Annotated in this window: 17 protein-coding genes and 1 pseudogene; 17 read left to right on the top strand and 1 reads right to left on the bottom strand. The window is 70.6% G+C overall.

Translation table 11 applies throughout. The features are described 5' to 3' along the window. From IZR01_RS35255 to galT, 13 genes are all read left to right on the top strand, one after another. Window positions 1-339, top strand: a 339-nt coding sequence (locus IZR01_RS35255; RefSeq protein ID WP_228560900.1) for a hypothetical protein, incomplete at its 5' end; no start/stop codon positions are given. Then, on the top strand, window positions 339-1,802 hold the full coding sequence (locus IZR01_RS35260; protein WP_194926372.1) for a hypothetical protein: 1,464 nt from the start codon (window positions 339-341) through the stop codon (window positions 1,800-1,802). The genes IZR01_RS35255 and IZR01_RS35260, both read left to right, overlap by 1 nt. Continuing rightward, window positions 1,796-2,413, top strand: coding sequence for a hypothetical protein (locus IZR01_RS35265; protein WP_194926373.1), 618 nt, complete (start codon window positions 1,796-1,798; stop codon window positions 2,411-2,413). Before IZR01_RS35260 ends, IZR01_RS35265 begins: the two co-directional genes overlap by 7 nt. A gap of 64 nt (window positions 2,414-2,477) precedes the next feature. Beyond that, a complete protein-coding gene (locus tag IZR01_RS35270; protein WP_194899843.1) occupies window positions 2,478-3,068 on the top strand; it encodes a hypothetical protein in 591 nt (196 codons plus the stop codon). A gap of 113 nt (window positions 3,069-3,181) precedes the next feature. Next, window positions 3,182-4,303: a phosphatase PAP2 family protein gene (locus IZR01_RS35275; protein ID WP_194899842.1), complete on the top strand. Its 1,122-nt coding sequence runs from the start codon at window positions 3,182-3,184 to the stop codon at window positions 4,301-4,303. 377 nt (window positions 4,304-4,680) lie between these two features. Then, window positions 4,681-5,718, top strand: coding sequence for a rod shape-determining protein (locus IZR01_RS35280; protein WP_194897280.1), 1,038 nt, complete (start codon window positions 4,681-4,683; stop codon window positions 5,716-5,718). A 9-nt stretch (window positions 5,719-5,727) separates the two neighbouring features. Beyond that, window positions 5,728-6,600, top strand: a complete 873-nt coding sequence (mreC, locus tag IZR01_RS35285) for a rod shape-determining protein MreC (RefSeq protein WP_194897277.1) — start codon at window positions 5,728-5,730, stop codon at window positions 6,598-6,600. Window positions 6,601-6,678: 78 nt separating this feature from the next. After that, the gene (gene mreD / locus IZR01_RS35290) at window positions 6,679-7,260 is read left to right on the top strand and encodes a rod shape-determining protein MreD (RefSeq protein WP_194897276.1); all 582 of its coding nucleotides are present in this window, start codon (window positions 6,679-6,681) and stop codon (window positions 7,258-7,260) included. After that, complete coding sequence (gene mrdA, locus IZR01_RS35295) at window positions 7,261-9,435, top strand: penicillin-binding protein 2 (protein ID WP_194926374.1); 2,175 nt, start codon at window positions 7,261-7,263, stop codon at window positions 9,433-9,435. 46 nt (window positions 9,436-9,481) lie between these two features. Next, complete coding sequence (gene rodA / locus IZR01_RS35300; protein ID WP_438939710.1) at window positions 9,482-10,672, top strand: rod shape-determining protein RodA; 1,191 nt, start codon at window positions 9,482-9,484, stop codon at window positions 10,670-10,672. A gap of 192 nt (window positions 10,673-10,864) precedes the next feature. Beyond that, window positions 10,865-12,802 (top strand): TIGR03960 family B12-binding radical SAM protein, encoded by a 1,938-nt coding sequence (locus IZR01_RS35305; protein WP_194897273.1) that lies wholly within the window; start codon window positions 10,865-10,867, stop codon window positions 12,800-12,802. A gap of 99 nt (window positions 12,803-12,901) precedes the next feature. Beyond that, window positions 12,902-14,158 carry a galactokinase gene (gene galK, locus IZR01_RS35310; protein WP_194926380.1) on the top strand — a complete coding sequence of 419 codons (1,257 nt, stop codon included), beginning with the start codon at window positions 12,902-12,904 and terminating at the stop codon, window positions 14,156-14,158. A 15-nt stretch (window positions 14,159-14,173) separates the two neighbouring features. Continuing rightward, window positions 14,174-15,211: a galactose-1-phosphate uridylyltransferase gene (gene galT, locus IZR01_RS35315; RefSeq protein ID WP_194926376.1), complete on the top strand. Its 1,038-nt coding sequence runs from the start codon at window positions 14,174-14,176 to the stop codon at window positions 15,209-15,211. 47 nt (window positions 15,212-15,258) lie between these two features. Here the strand turns inward: galT and IZR01_RS35320 are convergent, their stop codons facing one another. Further along, on the bottom strand, window positions 15,259-15,819 hold the full coding sequence (locus IZR01_RS35320) for a helix-turn-helix domain-containing protein (protein WP_194926377.1): 561 nt from the start codon (window positions 15,817-15,819) through the stop codon (window positions 15,259-15,261). Between the two features lie 66 nt (window positions 15,820-15,885). Between IZR01_RS35320 and IZR01_RS35325 the strand changes: the two genes are divergently transcribed. The 4 genes and pseudogenes from IZR01_RS35325 to IZR01_RS35340 form a co-directional block, all read left to right on the top strand. Beyond that, window positions 15,886-17,190, top strand: coding sequence for a benzoate/H(+) symporter BenE family transporter (locus IZR01_RS35325; RefSeq protein ID WP_323747186.1), 1,305 nt, complete (start codon window positions 15,886-15,888; stop codon window positions 17,188-17,190). 607 nt (window positions 17,191-17,797) lie between these two features. Then, entirely contained in the window at window positions 17,798-19,327 is a 1,530-nt protein-coding gene (locus IZR01_RS35330) for a cell wall-binding repeat-containing protein (protein WP_194926378.1), read from the top strand. Between the two features lie 285 nt (window positions 19,328-19,612). Continuing rightward, window positions 19,613-20,551, top strand: coding sequence for a TIGR03936 family radical SAM-associated protein (locus IZR01_RS35335; RefSeq protein WP_228560910.1), 939 nt, complete (start codon window positions 19,613-19,615; stop codon window positions 20,549-20,551). A 247-nt stretch (window positions 20,552-20,798) separates the two neighbouring features. After that, window positions 20,799-21,857 (top strand): annotated as a pseudogene (locus IZR01_RS35340) (hypothetical protein); the annotation flags it as partial.

Raw genomic sequence — 21,857 nt, forward strand, 5'->3', positions numbered from 1 at the left:
AAGACACAGGAAGTGGGCGGACCAGACCTGACTGTCAACTACGACATACTGGGCGAGTTCGAGAAGAACCTGACGTTCGTCAAGCAGGAGTTCGTCGGCCTCAGTGCCGAGATCCACAAGCTGGACGACGGCGATATCTGGGGTTCCGGCGAGGTCAAGGGCGCGATGGACGGCTTCCAGAACAACTGGAGCATCCACCGCGAGAAGCTTGAGGGGTCCATCGATGCCCTGCTGAAGATGGTCACGACGACCACCGGCTACTTCCAGCAAGCCGACCAGGAACTGGCCAAGGCGCTGCACGACGACAACAACCCGCCGTCGCCGGCCGGGAGCCACTGATGGCGCCGCGCGCAGCGGACTGGACTCCGCTCACCCCGGACGGCCGCGACCCGGTTCCCGGCGACCCCGGCGCCGTCCGGGCCGAGGCAGCCCTCCTGGGCCGGGTGGCGGACTCCATCCGCGACCAGGTGACGGCGATGCGCAAGATCGCCGCCGCTAAGCAGAGCGAACTGAAAGGCAAGTACGCCGGAACGATCTCCTCGACCGCCGGCACCCTGGCCGACCAGCTCAACCAGGCCGAGAATCGCTACCGCACCGCCTCCGGCGAGCTGAGCGGCTGGGCCACGGAGCTGGAGAGCGCGCAGACCGAATCGGAGTCGCTGCGCAAGCAGGCCGCCACGCAGCAGGACCAGGTCACGGCTAACACTCCCGGGCTGGTCTCGGGCAGCCACAACCAGCACCAACCGCCGAACCCAGCCCAGCAGCAAGCGCTGGACCAGGCACACGGCGACATCAGCAAGCTCCAGGGCCAGCTGCAAGGGGTTCTCGACACGCTGCACGCCGCCGCACGCCGCCGCCGCGACGCGATCGGCGAGGGCGAGCACGGCGACGGGCTGACGGACGGGTTCTGGGACAAGTTCAACCACTATGCGGCGCGCTGGGTCAGCGACGCCTGCAACGCGCTCGGGTGGATCGCGACCGCGTGCGCGATCGTGGCCCTGTTCGTCCCGGGACTCAACATCCTGGCCACCATCGCGCTGCTCGCCACGATCGGATCGCTGGCCGGGCACATCGTGCTGGCCGTGTCCGGCAGCGGGTCGTGGTTCGACGTGGGGCTGGATGTGTTCGCGCTGGCGACGTTCGGGATGGGGAAGTTCGCCGGCAAGGCGTTGGAGGAGTCGCGAGGGGCGCTGGAGACGGTGCTCAAGGACCCCGCGATTGTGGGCAAGGCCGGTGAGAAGGCCGCGGGGGATGTGCTGGCGGAGAACGAGTCGAAGCTAGCTGATTTGCAGAAGATCGTGGATACCAGTACAGACCCTGGGAAAATAGACCAGGCGAGGCATGGCATAGGGGCCATCGACGATCTGGCGACGAAGGCCAACGCCGCTGAGGTGGCCCGCATCAGTAAGTTGCTTAAGGCTGGTCACAACTTCGACGACATCGACTTCAGCCTCATGGGCAAGGCCAAGATCGCGAACACCTGGGAGCAGATCACGGAGCGGTTCAGCAAGCCGTCGTTGCAGGCGCTGCTGCACGGCGAACAGGGCGCGGCGGCGTGCAAGACGTGGGCTGAGAGTGTGCGCGCTGAGATTGCGGGAGTCTCGCCGCACGTCGTCGACGACGTCACGAAGCTTGAGTCGAGTCTGACCAAGGTGAAGGTCAGCTTCTTGGCCGGTGCCACCTCGGATACGTGGGACAAGGTCGCCGGCTCGACGGCGCCGTTCTTCGGCGAGTCCGGGTACTACAACTGGTCCCGGAGCCTGACCCCGCAGAACTGGAACGTGAAGGCCGGATCATGGTGAGGGCCGGGGAAGCGCTCGCGACCGTGCCGCACGGCTACACCATTCTGCTGCCGCCCGGCTGGATCAGGGTCTCGCTCTCGCAACCGCTGGACAAAGCGGTTGAGGACATCACGGACCGGATGTTCGCGCGGCTTCAGCGCGACGCGTTCCCGGCGGAGCGTCGGAAGATCGAGGAGACCGTCCGGGAGATCGTCCGGAAGGCCAAGGCGGACAACGGCATTGACCTGTACCTCCCGGTGGAGGAGCTGCACGGTGTGACGGTGGCGGCGTCGTTCATCGTCGGCGGGCTGTTCATGCAGGGGGAGGTGGACGCGTTGGCGGCGCTGACATTGAGCGGCCAACTTGCCGCCGACGGATCCCTGGCCGACATCGACGGCTCGGTCGGCGCGCGAGTGGAACGGACCCAGGCCGCTGACGCGGCTCGGGGCGAGATCGTCGACGTCGCGACCCGCCACGTCGACTATGCCTTCCCGATCCCGAACGACGATCGGCGCTGGCTTACGGTGACGTTCTCCACTCCGGGTGGCGGCGTGCCCGATGACCAGGTGGCCGACGCCCTGGTAGAGCTTTTCGACGCCATGATGTCCACATTCGCATGGAAGATCCAATGAACCGCTTCGCCCGGAGGCCCCGATGAAGAAGCCCGCGGAGCCGACACCGCTGCCGCCTCAGGTGGTGCTGGACATCCCGCCGCGGCGCAAATGGCTGACTCTTCCCGAAGCCCTCCCTGACAAGCGCGGTTTCTGGCAGGATGCCGCGGCGTGGGCAGCCAGCGGTGCTCTCGCGATCTGGGCGGACTTCCACGACGGGGACGCTGCCAGGCCGGATCCCGATTGGCAGGCCCGGACCGCGCGGTTGATCGAGGTCGCGTACGACACCTTCAACGACAGGATGGCACGCACGTCGTTGTTGTTCTTCCACGACCTGAATCGTGCGCCGATCCCGGCTTCGTTCAACATGTTCGCGGCAGAGCTGCCGATCAAGAAGGCGTACCGCCTGTTCGTCGGCGATTTCGACCCGGACAACGTCCAGCCGCCGCAGGTCGAGACGTTCGAGTACGCGGGTGGCGCGAGCGGGGTGCGGGCGAAGCGCTTCACGTATACCGATCGTGAGAGCGGAGCGGTGGTTGCGCGTGTTGTGTACTACTGGCGTCGCGACAACGTCGACTGCCAGCTGATTGCCACGTTCGTCGAGCCGGGCGAGATCGAGGCGGCGCTGCCGGGGTTGGACAGCTGGGCGCGGAGCGTAGTCGCGTACCCGTACTGAAAGGGGTGCCTTCAGGCTTTCGGCACGCCGTGCCGAGTACTCGACAAACAGTTCTTTCACCGGTTTGGCGCAATGTGCGCCACCAGCGCCGTCTTGCCGGGTACGCCCCAGGCATGTTCTACCCCGAGGCCCTGGCCGTGGACCGTCACACGGCGACTGTCGGTTCCCGACGTGACCTGCGCAACCGGCTGGTGGCCGGCGCGCTGGTCGCGGTCGCCGGTGTGTTCGTGGTCTACCTGCTCGCCGTGCGGACGCGGTGGGGGCAGGACTTCGAGAACGCGGCGTTGGCCGGGGCCCGGGAGCATCGCAGTGGGAGTTGGTACGGGGACGCCGACCGGTGGCTGAACCGGCTGACCGCTGAGAGCTTCGGGGTGTCGCTGGTCGTAATCGGGGCGGTCGGGTTGTTGCGGCGGCGGTTGCTGCTGGCGCTGTGTGGGGTGCTGACGGCCGGGGGCGCGGTGGTCGCGGCCCGGTTTTTGAAGGCGACGTTGCCCAGTCGGCCGGCGTTGGGGGCGGAGGCCGCGGGTGCTGCTCAGGCGGCTCGTGCGGCCCACGTGACCGCGGCCAACCTGGTTCGGGCGAACGCGGCCACTCCGGCCGGCGTGGTGAAGGCGGCGAGTATGGCGGCCCACGCCGCGGTCACCGCCCGCGCCGCAGCGGCATCCCACGTCGCGGCCGCCTCCCACACCGCCCTGACCCCCTACCAAGCCCCGAACACCCTGCCCTCCGGCCATACCGCCGCCGCGATGGGCCTGTTCTTCGCGGCCCTCATCGTCGTCAGCCGCCGCTGGTACGTCCCGGTGACCGTGCTCGCGCTGCCCGGTGCGGCCTTCGCCGGCGTGGCGACCGTGGCGGCCGACTGGCACCGGGTCTCCGACACGGTCGCCGCCGACCTGCTCGCGCTGGCGGTCGGGCTGCTCGGGCTGGCGGTGGCGGCGCAGATCGGTCTGGTGCGACCGGGGCCCGCGGTCAGCCGCAGCAGCCCCGGCCAGCGTCTGCTGTACGCCGTCCTGCTGATCGTCGCGACCGCCGCGTTGGCCGTCGGCGCGGCCTACTTCGTGCGCTACCACGGCGCGACCTCGGAGCTGGCGCGCAACAACGCCGCCTACTGGGCCGCGCAGGCGTTCGCGCTCGGTGCGGCGCTCGCCGCGGCCGGCGCCATGCTCGCCGTGTGCCGGAATCTGGAGTCGGTGGGCCGGCGTCCGCCGCGCGGGCTGACGATCCAGGCACCGTGACACCGAGCGCCGTGACACCAGGCACCCGCGACACTGGGCACCGAGCGCCGTGACGCCAGGCGCCGTGACACGCGGCAAGAGTTGTATGAGTCGCGAGCCACGCCGCGCCACCCACCCACCGGCCCACCCACTCACCCCGGATGGCGGGCAAGCCATGAAATGCCGCATCCAGGCCCACCAGCCCCCTGACATAAGCATTCTCACCCGTTCGGGCGTACCGCTTCGGGGTGAACCGGATGCTCGGGGATCTATCGGGCATAACGCTGGTTAGGATCGGTCGCAGGCGCCGCACATCCGCGCCGTGTCGCCGACACCGACGGCAAGACTTCTGCAACATCCGAGCGAGAAGAATATGAGGATCGCGCATGGGCTCCGGGATGGCGGTCATCGGTCGGGACATCGCGGTGGACCTCGGGACCGCGAACACCCTGGTGTACGTACGCGGCCGAGGCATCGTCCTGAATGAACCCTCGGTGGTCGCGGTGGACACCACGACCGGCTCGGTGCTCGCGGTCGGCGCCGAGGCCAAGAAGATGATCGGCCGCACGCCCGGCAACATCGTGGCGATCCGGCCGCTCAAGGACGGGGTCATCGCCGACTTCGAAGTCGCCGAGCGGATGCTTCGCTACTTCATCCGAAAGGCGCACAAGCGACGCTGGCTGGCCCAGCCCCGGGTCATCGTCTGCGTCCCGTCCGGCATCACCGGCGTGGAGAAGCGCGCGGTGGAGGACGCGGCCAGCGCGGCCGGCGCGCGCAGCGTGCACCTGATCGAGGAGCCGATGGCCGCGGCGATCGGTGCCGGGCTGCCGGTGCAGGAGGCCACCGGGAACATGGTGGTGGACATCGGCGGCGGCACCACCGAGGTCGCGGTCATCTCCTACGGCGGCATCGTCACCGCGCTCAGTGTGCGGGTGGCCGGCGACGAACTGGACAACGCGATCATCCAGTACGTCAAGAAGGAGTACTCGCTCCTGCTCGGCGACCGCACCGCCGAGGAGATCAAGGTGACGGTCGGCTCGGCCTGGGACGCCGGCGAGGAGACCCGCGCCGAGGTCCGCGGCCGGGATCTGGTCTCCGGCCTGCCGAAGGTGATCCTGTTGTCCTCCGGCGAGGTGCGCAAGGCGATCGAGGAGCCGGTGACGGCGATCACCGACGCCGTGCGCGACACCCTGGACAAGTGCCCGCCGGAGTTGGCCGGCGACATCATGGACCGCGGCATCGTCCTCACCGGCGGCGGCGCCATGCTGCACGGCCTGGACGAACGGATCCGCGAGGAGACCGGCATGCCGGTGCACATCGCGGAGAACCCGCTGGACTCCGTGGTCCTGGGCTCCGGCCGCTGCCTGGAGGAGTTCGAGGCGCTGGCCCCGGTGCTGGGCACGCTGAACAACCGTCGTCGTACCGGGCGGAGGTAGCGCGGGAGCGTGCGTGAGGACAAGCGGACGAGGCTGCTGCTGGCGGTACTGCTGGCGGCGGCCTTCGCCATGATCACCGTCGACGCCCGGGCCGGGTCGCGCTCGCCGCTGCAACCGCTGCGTTCCGGCGGCGAGGCGGTGTTCGGACCCGTGGAACGATCCGTGGCGGCAGCCGAGCGACCGATGGGCGATTTCGTGCACGGACTCGGCCACAGCAAGCGGGACCAGAAGGAGATCTCCCAGCTCAAGGCCCAGAACGCGGCGCTGCGGGTGCAGACCGAGACCGCCGCCGACGCCCGGGCCCGGGCCGCCGAACTCGACAAGCTGCTGCATGTCGCCACGGTCGGCGGCTTCAAGACCATCCCGGCCCGGGTCCTGTCCTTCGCCCCGCAGCAGCAGGGCACGTGGTCGGCGACCATCGACGCCGGCACGCTGGACGGCCTGCGGCCGGGGATGACCGTGCTGGACGGCGACGGCCTGGTCGGCCGCACCGTCGCGGTCGGCCACGACACCGCCACCGTGCTGCTGGCCGACGATCCGCGCTTCACCGTCGGGGTGCGCACCCCGGGCACCGGCGGGGCCGGCGGCGGCCAGGTCGGCCTGGCCACCGGCGGCGGGGACGGCGGTTTCAGCGTGCAGTTCTTCGACCCGCAGGCCGACATCCCGCTCGGCACGCCGGTGCTGACCTTCGGTTCGGCCGGCGGCACCCCGTTCGTACCCGGCGTGCCGCTGGGCACCGTGACCTCGGTGCAGCCCACGCCCGGCGCGCTGACCCGGACCGCGGTCGTGAAGCCGTACGTCGCCTACGACGGTCTGCAAACCGTCGGCGTCGTGGTGGAACCGCCGCGCACCGATCCGCGAGACGCGCTGGTGGCGCACTGACACCGGCGGCGCACCGTTCTGTACTGCCGCCCGATGATCCGTGCTGGCGCCCGGCCCGACCCCGAAGGAGTGTGACCCTTGAGACTCACCGGCTCCCTGGCCATGATCTGCGCCCTGGCCCTGGTCCTGGCGCTACAGGACGTGCTGCTGTCCGCGGTGCACCTGCCGCTGGCCGCTCCGGACCTGCTCCTGGCGGTGACCGCGGCGGTCGGCTTCGCGCGCGGCCCGCAGACCGGGCTGCTCGTCGGCTTCCTGCTGGGCCTGGCCGCCGACATCACGCCGCCGGCCGCGCACGCGATCGGCAGCCAGGCGTTCGTGCTCTGCCTGTCCGGCTACCTGGCCGGCCGCGCCGCCGGGGCGGTGCAGGGCACGGTCCTGCGGCCGGTCCTGATGGTCCTCTGCCTGGCCGCGCTCTCGCCGGTCCTGTACGCCGCGCTCGGCTTCGCGGTCGGCAGCGGCGAGTTCAAGGGCGTGCTGGCCGCCGCCGCGGCGTCCGCGCTGTACACCGGCGTGCTCGCCCCGTTCGCGATCCCGGTGGTCGGCTTCGTGCTCGGCCGCGGCGAGACCCGCGGCCTGCCCGCGCAGCGCTCGCACGGCCGCCTGCCGGGCGTCAAGACTCTGAATCGCCGCGCCTCGGCCGGCAGTACGCAGGTGTTATAGATGACTTCCGCTTCCAGTCGGCTGGCCGACCGGCGGCGCGCGCGGCTGATGGTGCTGCGGGTGCTGGTCCTGGCGCTGCTCGGGACGCTGGTCGCCCGGCTGTGGTACCTCCAGGTGCGGACCGGCCAGACCTTCCGGGACGCCGCCGCCGCGAACGACGTCCGCACCGTGATCACTCCGGCGGTGCGCGGGGACATCCTCGACGACCTGGGCCGGCCGCTGGTCGACAACAAGTCGGCGTTGACCCTGTCGGTCGACCGCAACGCCCTGCTGGGCACCAAGGACCACGGCGCCTCCACCCTGGCCCGGCTGGCCTCGGTGCTCGGCACCACGCCGCAGGCCATCTCCGCCGAGATCCGGCCGTGCACCGCGCAGGTGTCCAAGCCCTGCTGGAACGGCTCGCTGCTGCAACCGGTCCCGATCGCCCGCAACGTCTCGGTACAGCAGGCGCTCGACGTCTCCGAGCAGCACGAGCTGTATCCCGGGGTGACCGCGGGCCCGGACACCGTCCGCCGGTTCCCGGCCCCCTACAGCCTGAACGCCGCGCACATCCTCGGCTACCTGTCCCCGGTCACCGAGAAGGAGCTGACCGCGGCCGAGGCCAAGGGCGAGGTGATGCAGCGCTCGGATCTGGTCGGCCGGGCCGGGCTGGAGGAGACCTACGACTCCTACCTGCGGGGCCAGGCCGGCCAGACCCAGGTCTCGGTGGACATCGTCGGACACGCGCAGTCGACGCAGGCCAGCACCCCGCCGGTGAACGGCGACCACCTGGTGACCTCGATCGACGCCCGGATCCAGGCGGTGGCCGAGCGTGAGCTGAACAACGCCGTGAAGCGGGCCCGCTCGCAGATCTCGCCGATCGACGGCAAGCCGTACGCCGCCGACTCGGCGGCCACCGTGGTGATGGACGCCCGCACCGGCCGCGTGGTGGCGATGGCCAGCACGCCCACCTACGACCCCAACGTCTGGACCGGCGGCATCTCGCAGTCCGACTACGCCGCGCTGACCTCCGCCTCGGCCGGCACCCCGCTGCTGTCCCGCGCCTATCAGGGCCAGTTCGCGCCGGGCTCCACGTTCAAGGCCGTGACCACCGCCGCGATGCTCCAGGACGGGTTCGGCACCGGGACCTACGACTGCTCGCCGAACTTCTCCATCGGCGGACAGAGCTTCCACAACATGGAGGGCGAGTCCTACGGCCCGATCTCGCTGAAGAAGGCGATCGAAGTCTCCTGCGACACCGTCTTCTACGGCGTCGCCTACCAGATGTGGCAGCGCGACGGCGGTCTCCACCCGATCGCACACCCGCTGGAACCGATCGCCACCATGGCGCACGCCTTCGGTCTCGGTTCCAAGACCGGCATCGACCTGCCCGGCGAGGCCGCCGGCGAAATCCAGACCCGGGCGGAGAAGCAGTCGCTCTGGAACAACATGCACGGGATCTGGTGCAAGCGGGCCAAGGACGGCTACCCCGAACTGACGGGCTCGGATCCGACCCGCGCGCAGTACCTACAGGCGATCGCCAAGGAGAACTGCGCCGACGGCTACGAATACCAGCCCGGCGACGCCGTCATCTCGGCGATCGGCCAGGGCGGCGACCTGGTGACGCCGTTGCAGCTGGCGCGGGTGTACGCGGCCGTCGCCAACGGCGGCACCCTCTACCAGCCGCAGATCGGCCGGGCGCTCATCGCCCCGGACGGCAAGGTGGTCAAGGACATGGCGCCGATCGTGACCCGCAAGCTGCCGCTGTCCGGCTCGACGCTGGCGTTCCTGGCGGACGCGCTGCACGGCACCTCGCTGGAGGGCACCGCCGGGCCGGCCTTCGCCGGCTGGCCGGAGAACGTGATCCCGACCTACGCCAAGACCGGGACCGCGGAAGTCTATGGAAAGCAGACCACGTCCTGCTTCGTCGGCTACGCGGGCACCGATACCGGTCCGCGCTACGTCGTGGCGATGATGGTCTCCCAGGGTGGCACCGGTGTCGGGACCTCGGGGCCGTCGGTGGCGGCGATCCTGGCCGCGATCTACGGCGTCGACATGGGCCACCCGAACCCGAACAGCACACTTCCGACCGCGCTGCCGGTGGTACGTCCCGACGGCCTGCTGCCCGCGCTTCCGCCGGCCACCTCGCTGCCGACGCCTCCGCCGCCGTCGCCGTCTCCCACCACGAATCAGTGAGCGCGCCGTGACCCTGAACCCCGCGATCAACAAGGGCCCGGCGGGCATGGCCATGCCGGTCGCCGAGACCCGGCGCCGCTCCAACCGGCTGCGCCGCTTCGACTGGACGCTGCTGGGCGCGGCGCTGGCACTGTCGGTCTACGGCGCGATCCTGGTGTGGTCGGCCACCCGCGGCCGCACCAACCTGACCGGCGGCGACCCGCAGTTCTTCCTCAAGCGGCACCTGATGAACCTGGCGATCGGCGTGGTCTTGATGGCCGCGACCTCGCTGCTGTCCTACGCCTGGGTGCGCGCGGTCACGCCGGTGTTCTACGTGCTGGCGCTGCTCGGGCTGGTCGCGGTGCTCAGCCCGCTGGGCTCGACGGTGAACGGCGCGAAGTCCTGGATCGAACTCGGCGGCGGATTCTCCATCCAGCCCGCCGAGTACTGCAAGGTCGCGGTGGTCCTGGGTCTGGCGGTGGTGCTGACGCTGCCGCCGACCAAGGGCGCGCTGTCCGGGATGTCGGAGCGGGACGACGCGGTCACCCCGCGCCGGATCGCCGCGGCCGCGCTGGTCGCCGGAGGGCCGACCGCCGTCATCATGCTGCTGCCGGACCTGGGCTCGGCGATGGTGATCCTGGTCGCCACCGGCGGCCTGCTGGTCTTCGCCGGCACCAGCGGACGCTGGCTGGCCGCCCTCGGCGCCGGCGCCGCGCTGGCCGCCGTCGCCGCGACCCAGCTGCACCTGCTGGCCCAGCACCAGGTCAACCGGTTCGCGGCGTTCGCCGACCCGCACCTGGACCCGCAGGGCGTCGGCTACAACACCGCGCAGGCGCGGCTGGCCATCGGTTCCGGCGGCGTGCTGGGCAAGGGGCTGTTCAACGGCACCCAGACCAACGGCCGCTACGTCCCGGAGCAGCAGACGGACTTCGTCTTCACGGTCGCCGGGGAGGAGTTGGGCTTCGTCGGCGGGGTGGTCCTCATCGCGCTGTTCGGGGTGCTGCTCATGCGCGGTATCGCCATCGCCCGGCAGTGCGACGACCTGTTCGGCATGCTGGTGTGCGCCGGGGTGGTCAGCTGGTTCGCCTTCGAGACCTTCGAGAACATCGGGATGACGCTGGGGATCATGCCGGTCGCGGGCATCCCGCTGCCGTTCGTCTCCTACGGCGGGTCCTCGATGTTCGCCAGCTTCATCGCCATCGGGTTGGTGGAGAATGTGCGGTTGCGGTCCACCCGGCCGGCGATCACGGTGCAGTGAGCGCGGTCCGGTGATCTGCTGGGCCTGCGGTGGCCGGCGTCTGGTGATCGCGGGGAACAGCCTGCGCACAAGCGTTAGGCTGGTTGCGCGGCGTAGCCCGCCCGCCGGCGTGACTGGAGTCACATCGCCGGCGCGATCCCCAGGTCAGTACCGTCGCCGAAATCTCCCAGAAAGCCCAAGGTCGAGTAGCCGATGCCAGTCGAATCCGTGTTCCCGCAGCTCGAAGCGGTCCTGCCGGGTGTGCAGAAGCCGATCCAGTACATCGGCGGCGAGCTGAACTCGACCGTCAAGGACTGGGACGCCTGCGACGTCCGCTGGGCCCTGATGTACCCGGACGCCTACGAGGTCGGCCTGCCCAACCAGGGCGTCATGATCCTCTACGAAGTCCTCAACGAGCGTGAGGGCGTGCTGGCCGAGCGGACGTACTCGGTCTGGCCGGACATGGAGAAGGCGATGCGGGAGAAGGGGATCCCGCAGTTCACCGTGGACGCGCACCGGCCGGTCAAGGACTTCGACGTGTTCGGCCTGTCCTTCTCCACCGAGCTGGGCTACACGAACATGCTCAACGCGCTCGACCTGGCCGGGATCCCGCTGGAGGCCGCGAGGCGGACCGAGGAGCACCCGATCGTGCTGGCCGGCGGGCACGCCGCGTTCAACCCGGAGCCGATCGCCGACTTCCTGGACGCCGCGGTCGTCGGTGACGGCGAGGGCGCGGTGCTGGCGATCACCGACCTCATCCGGACCTGGAAGGCCGAGGGCCGGCCCGGCGGCCGCGAGGAGCTGCTGTTCCGGCTGGCCAAGACCGGCAACGTCTACGTGCCGCGCTTCTACGACGTCGACTACCTGCCGGACGGCCGCATCCGCCGGGTGGCGCCGAACCGGTCCGGCGTGCCGTTCCGGGTCGCCAAGCACACGGTCATGGACCTGGACGAGTGGCCCTACCCCAAGCAGCCGCTGGTCCCGCTGGCCGAGACCGTGCACGAGCGGATGTCGGTGGAGATCTTCCGCGGCTGCACCCGCGGCTGCCGGTTCTGCCAGGCCGGCATGATCACCCGGCCGGTCCGCGAGCGCTCCATCACCGGGATCGGCGAGATGGTCGAGAAGGGCCTGGCGGCCACCGGCTACGAGGAGGTCGGCCTGCTCTCGCTGTCCAGCGCCGACCACACCGAGATCGGCGACGTCGCCAAGGGCCTGGCCGACCGCTACGAGGGCACCAACACCTCGCTGTCGCTGCCCTCCACCCGGGTCGACGCCTTCAACATCGACCTGGCCAACGAGCTGTCCCGCAACGGCCGTCGCAGCGGTCTGACCTTCGCCCCCGAGGGCGGCAGCGAGCGGATGCGCAAGGTCATCAACAAGATGGTGACCGAGGAGGACCTGATCCGCACGGTCACCGCGGCCTACGGCGCCGGCTGGCGGCAGGTGAAGCTGTACTTCATGTGCGGGCTGCCCACCGAGACCGACGAGGACGTGCTGCAGATCGCCGACCTCGCGCGCAAGGTCATCAAGGCCGGCCGCGAGGCCTCCGGCACCCGCGACATCCGCTGCACGGTGTCCATCGGCGGGTTCGTGCCCAAGCCGCACACCCCCTTCCAGTGGGCCGCGCAGCTCGACGCCGAGGGCACCGATGCCCGCCTGGTGAAGCTGCGCGACGCCATCCGCGCCGACAAGAACTACGGCAAGGCCATCGGCTTCCGCTACCACGACGGCAAGCCCGGCGTGATCGAGGGCCTGCTCTCCCGCGGCGACCGGCGGGTCGGCAAGGTGATCCGCGAGGTGTGGGAGCGCGGCGGCCGGTTCGACGGCTGGAGTGAGCACTTCTCCTACCAGCGCTGGGCCGAGGCCACCGTGACCGCGCTCGCCGACACCCCGGTGGACTTGGCCTGGTACACCACGCGCGAGCGCGAGTACAACGAGGTCCTGCCCTGGGACCACATCGACTCCGGCCTGGACCGGGACTGGCTGTGGGAGGACTGGCAGGACGCGCTGGAGGCGGCCGAGGGCGGCGGCGCCGAGGTCGAGGACTGCCGCTGGACGCCTTGTTACGACTGTGGCGTGTGCCCGCAGATGGGGACCGAGATCCAGGTGGGGCCCACCGGGGTGAAGTTGCTGCCGCTCACCGTCGTCTGACGTCCGGCTGGACGCGCTTGTCGGGGCGATGATCTCACCGCTACCCTGACCTCACCAGATCCGAACAGAATCAAACGGATCACAACAGCTGGGGTGAGGGTGGCGGTGAGCCTCGACACAGGATCGGTGGCGTCGGCCGTGGACGGCGCGCGGCGTGGGTTCCTCGAGCGCTTCGGCGGCGAACCCGCCGGGGTCTGGGCGGCGCCGGGGCGCGTGAACGTCATCGGCGAGCACACCGACTACAACGACGGCTTCGTGCTGCCGATGGCCATCGATCGCGCCTGCTACGCGGCCGCCGCGCCGCGCGCGGACCGGATCCTGCGCGTCTACGCGGCGCAACTCGACGAGACGGTCGAACTCTCGCTCGACGCCCTCGTCGGCCCGGGCTCGGCCGCCGACACCCGGGACGCCGCGAGCACCGACATGTCGCCGCTGGCCGAACCCGCCGCCGGCGGCTGGGCCGGCTACCCGGTCGGCGTCGCCTGGGTCCTCCAGCAGGCCGGATTCCCGGTCGGCGGCGCGGACGTCTACCTGAGCAGCACCGTGCCGGTCGGCTCCGGACTGTCTTCTTCGGCCGCCCTGGAATGCGCGACCGCGCTGGCGCTGGCGGGCGTCTCAGGGTTCGAACTCACCACGCACGAACTGGCCCTGCACACCCAGCGTGCGGAGAACATCTACGCCGGCGTGCCCTGCGGCCCGCTGGACCAGATGTCGTCGGCGTTCGGCCAGGACGGCTCGGTGCTGTTCATCGACACCCGCAGCGGCGAGGTCCGGCCGCAGCCCTTCGACCTGGCCGCCGAGGACGCGCTGCTGCTGGTCATCGACACCCGGGTCTCGCACGACCACGGCGAGAACGGCTACGCCGACCGCCGGGCCGCCTGCGAGCGCGCCGCCGAGTTCCTGGGTGTCAGGGCCCTGCGCGACATCGTGCTGGAGGACCTGCCCGAGGCCTTCGCCAAGGTCTCGGTCGGCCTCGGCGAGACCTACGCGCGCCGGCTGCGGCACGTGGTCACCGAGGACGCCCGGGTCCAGCAGTTCGTCGCCATCTTGAACCACGAGCAGTTCTCCCTGCCGCCGCTGGGCCACCGGATGATGCAGTCCCACGCCTCCCTGCGCGACGACTACGAGGTCAGCGCCCCCGAACTCGACCTGGCCGTGGCCACCGCGGTCGCGGCCGGCGCGCACGGCGCCCGGATGACCGGCGGCGGCTTCGGCGGCAGCGCCATCGCCCTGGTCGACCGGGCCGTCCTGGAGGAGGTGCGGGACGCCGTCCGGGCCGCCTTCGCAGGGCACGGATACACCGAGCCCCAGTTCTTCCCCGCCGTCGCCTCGGCCGGCGCGCGCCGGATCGTGTGACGGAGACACCGAACCATGAACCTCGATCTGACCCGTACCATCACCAAGCTCGCCGATGGCAGGGAGCTGATCTACTACGACGAGACCCCCGGCCAGGACCGCTCCGCCGCCGACGAGCGCGACCTGCCGACCGTGTCCACCACCAGCGAACTGCGCCGCGACCCGCTGACCGGGGAGATAACCGCGGTCGCCGGACACCGCCAGGACCGCACCTTCCTCCCCGCGGCCGACCAGTGCCCGCTGGACCCCTCCCGCCCCGGCCACCTCAGCGAGATCCCGGCCGCCGACTACGACGTGGCGGTCTTCGAGAACCGCTTCCCGTCCCTGGCCGGCGACACCGGCCGCTGCGAGGTCGTGGTCTTCAGCGCCGAGCACGCCTCCTCATTCGGCTCGCTGCCGGTATCGCGCATCCGCCACATCGTCGACGTCTGGGCCGACCGGACCACCGAACTCGCGGCCCGGCCCGGGATCGAGTACGTGTACTGCTTCGAGAACCGCGGCGTCGAGGTCGGCGTCACCCTGCACCACCCGCACGGGCAGATCTACGCGTTCACCTTCGTCCCGCCCCGGATGCAGAAGATGCTGGACGTGGCAGTGGCGTACCACGAGAGCACCGGCGGCTGCGTGGCGTGCGACTCGCTGGCGGAGGAGAAGGCTGAGGGATCGCGGATCATCACCGCGGGGGAGTACTTCACTGCCTACGTGCCCTACGCCGGACGGTGGCCGTTCCAGGTGGACATCGTGCCGAACCGACACGTGCCCGACATCCCGGCACTGACTTCGGCCGAGCGCGACGAACTGGCCGCCATCGGCAAGGACTGCGTGCAGCGGCTGGACACACTGTTCGACGGCCCGATGCCGTACATCGGCTCCTGGTATCAGGCCCCTGTCGAGGCCGGCCGAACCGAGTCGCACCTGCGCTGGCAGCTCGCGGCGCTCCGACGGGCGCCCGGCAAGCTGAAGTACTTGGCGGGGACGGAATCCGGCGCCGGGGCGTTCATGAACGACATCCGGCCGGAGCGGGCTGCCGCTCTGTTGCGAGGCGAGGACTAGAGGACTGGCTGTACTGCCACCACGTTACTGGCCCTACTGTCGCCACGTTAGTTGCGTGGTGTGCGAATCAGCAGACTGGCGAAGACGTCTTCGCCGCTGATCGCGGCGTAGGTGTGCGGGATGTCCGCTGTCCACGACACGTGTCCGCCGGGCCCGACCGTGAGGAGGGCGTCCGGCGGGCCTACTTTTGCCGTCCCGGTGAACACGGTGAGGTATTCGATGGTGCCCGGCGGGTGCGCGGGGGAGTGCTGCACGTAGCCGGGGCGGATGTGGAGCCTGAAGAGTTCGGTGTCGGTATCGGCGTCGGAGAACGTCTCCAGGAGTGTGGCTGACACCGCGGTCCCGTGGATCGTCTCCAGCGGCTTCTCGCCTTCTTGCGGCGGGTCGGGCAGCAGCGCGCCGATGGGGACGCCGAGGCGGCCGGCGATCGCGTAGAGGGTCTCGATCGTCGGGTTGCCGCGTGAGCCGTCTTCCAGGCCGGACAGCGTGGCTTTGCCCACGCCGGCGTCCCGGGCCAGGGCTGACAGGCTCACGTTCCGCTCTTGGCGTAGGCGGCGGATGCGGACGCCGATTTGGGTGGCGAAGCCTGGTGTCGTGCCGTCTCCCACGTTTGCAACCTACACCGAGAGGCGAGCTGGTACGTTGTTCCGTATACGGAACAGGGGAGGTCCGGCGTGGTTGTTGAGCGCTCCGCTCGGATTCCGGCGGCTCAGGCGGTCCCGGCGGTCCCGGCGGTCCCGGCGGTACCGGCGGATCCGGACGTGCAGGGGCACCGCCGGCTTACCGGCCTGGGGCCCACGTTCGGGGCGGGCATCGTCACCGCTCTCGTCGGGTTCACGAGCTCGTTCGCGGTCGTGATCGCGGGCCTGCGCGCGGTCGGCGCCACCGAGCGCCAGGCGGCGTCGGGGTTGCTGATTCTCAGCGTCCTGATGGGCGTCGCAGGGATCGTATTCAGCGTCCGGCACCGGATGCCGATCAGCATCGCGTGGTCGACGCCCGGCGCCGCGCTGCTGGTGAGCGTCGGTGCGGGACGTGCGCATGCCGGACACGGCGGCGCCGGCGGCTATCGCGAGGCGCTGGGCGCGTTCGCGGTGGCGGGACTGCTGACGGTCGTGACCGGCTTCTCGCGCAGTTTGACCAGCTGGATCGCGCGGATCCCCGCTCCGATCTCGGCCGCGATGCTGGCCGGCGTGATCGCGCCGATCTGCCTGGAGTCCGCCCAGGCATCGGTACGCCTACCCCGCCTAGCGCTCCCGGCCGTCGCGGTGTGGGTGGTCCTGGGCCGCTTCGCCAAGCGCTGGGCCGTCCCCGCCTCCCTGGCCACGGCATTCGCCGGCCTCGCGCTCGACCCCGCCACCGGCGGCCACCTGACCGGCGGCCTCCTGCCGACCCTCACGGCCACCACACCCCGCCTCGACATCGGGACCCTGATAAGCCTCGCGCTGCCCCTCTACCTGGTCACGATGGCGTCCCAAAACCTGGCGGGCATAGCGGTCATGCGCGGCCACGGCTACGAACCCCCGATCCGCGAAGTCCTGATGGGCACCGGCGCCGCCACCACCCTCGGCGCCCCCTTCGGCGGCATCGCCATCAACTTCGCCGCCATCACCGCCGCCCTAGCCGCCAGCCCCGACGCCCACCGCGACCCGAACCGCCGCTGGATCGCCGCCACCACCGCCGGCGCACTGTACGTACTGCTGGGCCTCGGCGCCGCAGCCGCAACAGCCCTCCTCATAGCGGCCCCACCACTCCTGATCGAAGGCGTCGCAGGCCTCGCACTCCTCCCCGCCCTCGCCGGCGCCCTGACCACAGCCCTCAACGACCCCCGCTACCGCGAAGCCGCCACCGCAGCCTTCGTCACAACCGCATCCGGCATCACGGTCGCCGGCGTCGGCGCCGCGTTCTGGGGCCTGGCCGTCGGCCTCGGACTGCTGGGCGTAGCGCGGTTCCGGGCTACGGCGAAGCCGGCGGGCACATAGAAGGCTGTCGATCGAGCTCCCGCCCCACTGACCCCGCAACCGATGACAACTCGCGCAAGGTGATCAGGGTACTGAGCACCTTATCCACCGGTCGACGCCATTTGAGACAGAACCCCCCGATCTTGACGTCCGCACCCCGCCTCCAGCACCCTGTTGCCGCAGGCAACTGGAACATCGCGGAGGGTGGACCCCCGCAACACCGATGGATAAGCTGGCACGTCGGATCTCAGCACCCGGATCTACAAGGGGAGAAGCAAAGGTGTCCGCAAAGAAGCTCACGGCAGTCGCCGCGACAGCCCTCGCCGCAGCCACTTCTTTGGCGATGCCGGCGCACGCGACGAATACGCCCAATACGTTCCCGGGGTTGAGCGGGAAGTTGACGGTCACTATCGGCGACAACCAGCTGCACTTCGATCCGAGCCTGGCCGGTGGTGCCGCGACGGAGAACATGCCTTCGCAGAAGGTCATGGACGCCGAGTGGGCTCCTGACGGCAGCCGGGTCGTGTACGTCGACCAGAACGGCAACGTGGTCTCTGCCCGGTACGACGGTTCGGACCCGGTGGTCCTGGCGGGCGGGCTCGGCGGTATGCCGACCCACCCGACGTGGATGGACGGTGGCAGCTTCATCGTCTTCGCCTACAACGGCGATCTCTACCAGGTTCCGAGCCTCGGCGGCTCGCCAGTCAAGCTCGGTGCGGGCCATGAGACGGGCGACCACGACTCGGTGCCGCAGGGTGGCCCCGGTGGCAAGATCGTCTTTCAGCGCACCGATCCCAGTGGCAAGACGTGGATCTGGCAGTACGACTCGACGACCGGTGTGGCGGGGAACCTGAACGTGGCGGGTACCAACCCGTCGGTGTCGCCCGACGGCACGCGGATCGCCTTCATCGCCGATGATATCCACTCCCTGCCGCAGGTGTGGACAGTCAACAGCGACGGATCAAATGCGCAGCAACTGACCTCTGACAATGCCTCGAAGCAGAACACCAACGATCCGGTCTGGTCTCCCGACGGCGGCTCCATCGCGTTCACCGCCAGCGGCGACGTTCGGGTCATGAAGGCGCAGACGGGCTCGGCTGAAAACTTGGCGATACCCGGCATGGTCGGCCGCATCTCCTGGCAGCCCAACGCCGACACCACCAAGCCTGCGTCGACCTCCAACCCCGTCAACCTCGTCGAGCGCCTGGACGGCCCCGACCGCATCGGCACCGCGGATCAGGTCTCGGGTTGGTCCTACGGCAATCAGCAGGCGAACGTTGTCGTTCTTGCGCGGCAGGACATCTTCGCCGATGCGTTGGCCGGGTCCGCGCTTGCTGCTCGTTTTCACGGGCCGCTGCTGTTGACGCCGACGGGGAAGCTTGATGCGCGGACGCTTGCTGAGATGAAGCGGGTGTTGAAGCCGGGTGCGTTTGTGTACGTGCTGGGGCAGACGCAGGCTATTTCGGCGAATACGTTCAACCAGGTCGCGGCGGCGGGGTTCCGGCCGACGCGGATTGGTGGGCAGGATCGGTTCCAGACTGCGGTGGACATCGCTGAGACGATTGTTCCGGACTACAGTCACAGCCCTGTCACCATCCTTACCGCGACCGGGCTCAACTACCCCGATGCGCTGGCCGCCGGTGCGGTGGCGGGTTCGCGGCCGAACACGGTGGTCGTGCTGACCTCCGACAAGAAGATGCCGCCGGAGACGCAGGCGTTCCTGAATGCGGTGCCGCAGCGGACCGTGTTCGGGGTGGGTGGTGAGGCGGTTTCCGCGCTGAGTTCTGTGCGGATTCCCGGGGCGCCTGTGTACGGTGCGGACCGGTTTGTGACCGCGTCGATCGTGGCGCACACGTTCTTCGGTGGGCCGCAGGTTGTGGGGATCGCGACCGGCTACAACTTCCCCGACGCGCTCGCCGGTGGTGCGTTGGCCGGCAGTGTCGGCGGTCCGCTGCTGCTGACCGGTCCGACCGGGTTGCCCAGCGAGACGGCCGACTACCTGCGTAGCGCTTCGGGTTCGGTGTCCGACGCGGTCATGTTCGGTGGTCCCGCGGTCATCGACGACGGGTTGCAGAACCAGGTCGGCGACCTGATCGGCCAGCCCGGCCAGTGGGAGTACGCCGAGAACAACCCGGCGGCGCACGTCGGCCCCCGGTAGGCCGGGGCGGGGAGCGACACCAGCCAGCGAGAGCACCAGCCAGCGCGAGCACCAGCCAGCGCGAGCAGTACAGCCAGCGCGCACAAGAGGGCGACGGAGCCGATGGGCACCGTCGCCCTCTCGGCGTATGTGCGGGTAGGAGTAAACACGAGCGGTGAATACAAACCGCTGATACGCCGATATCGCACCGGGATTCGGCTACCCACAGTAACCACCCCACCAAACCAGCTATCCTGACAACACCGACCCGCATCCCCCCGAGGAGACCCAACCCCCGTGGCCCGCATGCCCGACGGACCGGCGCCGCCGCCGACCGTCCAGAAGCTCCGCATCCGCTACGCCAAGCGCGGACGGCTCCGCTTCACTAGTCACCGTGACATCCAGCGTGCCTTCGAGCGGGCGTTGCGGCGGGCGGCGGTGCCGATGGCGTACTCCGCGGGGTTCACGCCGCATCCGAAGGTGTCGTGGGCTGGGGCTGCGCCGACCGGGGTGGCCAGTGAGGCCGAGTACGTCGAGATCGGTGTGACGCGGGCTCTGGTCCCCGCCGAGTTGGCTGCCGCGCTGGACGAGTCGCTGCCCGCCGACCTGGACATTCTCGAGGTCGTGGAGGCCGCCACGCCCAACCTGATGGAGCGGCTTGAGGCCTCGGTGTGGGAGATCCGGTTGCCCGGGGTCGAGCCGAAGGTGGCGGTCGACGCTGTCGCGGCGTTCGTGGCGGCGCCGGAGGTGCTGGTCGAGCGGATGACGAAGAACGGGGTGCGGACGTTCGACGCGCGGGCCGCGGTGACCGCTATGGAGGCCGCGGGTGGCGAGGTCGCCGGCGCTGACCCGGCTGCCGATGCTGCCGATGGCGCCGGTGACGGCCCCGATGGCCCCGCTGACGGCCCCGCTGGCGCCGGTAGCGTCAGTGGCGCCGCCGAAGGTGACGGCGTTTCCGCAGGTGAGAGCGGTGTCGGTGAGGGTGGCGGGCGTCAGGATCGCCCCTGTGCGATACTGCGACTAGTCGTGCGGCACCTGACACCCGCCGTGCGGCCCGACGACGTCCTGACCGGACTCGGTCGTGTGGCAGGCCTGGTGCCGCCCGTCCCTCCCCAGGTGACGAGGCTGGCGCAGGGGCCGCTGCGGGACGGATCCGACGTGACGCCGACCAGTGTGAGCGTGGAGGCGCTGTCCGATCCCCTGGATCCGGACCGGGCCGCCGCGGGGTCGGCGGGCGAGAGGTGAGACGGCCGGTGACGTCGAGAGCACGACCTAACCAGACTTCTCGTCAGGTCTGCGGCCGGCCCCGTTAAGCGTCGGCCGCACCGGACAGACGAGGCGAAGAGACCACAACAGCCACCTGTGTGGCGCCGCAGAGCACCCGGATCTGTCAGGGATTCGCTGGCTGTGCCCATCGCCCGCCGTATCTGCGGCGACGATGTGGGGCACCGCTTCGCGCGCGCCCGGGGGGCATGACGGGAGAACCGCCCGGATGCTCGACAACGAGCCCACCGGCGTCCCCGGCGAACAGCCGGATTCGACGCCCGACACGCAGGACGCGGCCCTTTCGGCCGCCACGAACGAAGGCGAGGCGGGCAAGCGCCCGCGCCGCCGGACGGCCAGCCGCCCGGCCGGACCGCCGCCGCCCCCGGAGGCGGGGTCCCAGGCCACGGCCTCGGACGACGCCGCCGCGGAGCCCGAGAGCAAGCCCAAGCGGGCCCGCAAGACGGCGGCCAAGAAGGTCGCCGCGCCGGAACCGGCCGCGGAGGCGGCGGGGGACGGGGAGAGCGCACCCGCTGCGAAGAAGACCACACGTGCCCGGACCCGCAAGAAGGCTGCCGAGGCTGAGCCGATGGCGGCCGCGGAGACAGCACAGACACCAGCAGAAGCAACAGCAGGCGAGACCGCGAGTACTGGGGCTGCGGGCCAGGCTGCTGTGACGGACGAGCCCGAGTCGGCCGCCAAGGCCACCCGGACCCGGACCCGCCGCCGCGCGACGTCCGATGGCACGATCGCTGAGCAGGCGACCGAGGCCGAGGCCGCTGGTGGCCGGGGCGCTACCGCCGCGGGTGCCGAGCAGGCCGACGCCGGTCGGTCCAGCGCCAGCACGGGCAGCCGCGCCAGCGCCACCACTGCGAAGCGTGGGTCGCGCTCGGCTGCCGACCGCGACCAGGGCGCCGAAAGCCCCGAGGCCACCTCCGGCGACACCACCTCCGCCGACACCACCTCCGGCCAGCCCGAACCGGCCACCCGCACTCGCGCCCGCCGCCGCGCCACCTCGGCCGGCACCGCCGCCGAGCAGGCCAGCGCCGCGCCGGGCACCGACGCGTCCGCGTCGAGCCACCAGGCCGCCGCCACCGCCGGGCCCGAGACAGAGCCCGACACCGACACCGAGGCCGGCGCGGCATCCCGCCCCGCCGCTCGTGCCCTGCCGTCAACCAACCCCTTCGCGGCCCCGCAGATCCCGGCCACGGCTGCGAAGTCCGGCCGGCAGGCGAAGTCCGAGCAGGCCGCCCCCGCTGCCGCCACCGAGGCCGCAGCCACCGCGGCC

The organism is Catenulispora pinisilvae (assembly GCF_015356865.1).
Lineage (GTDB): Bacteria > Actinomycetota > Actinomycetes > Streptomycetales > Catenulisporaceae > Catenulispora > Catenulispora pinisilvae.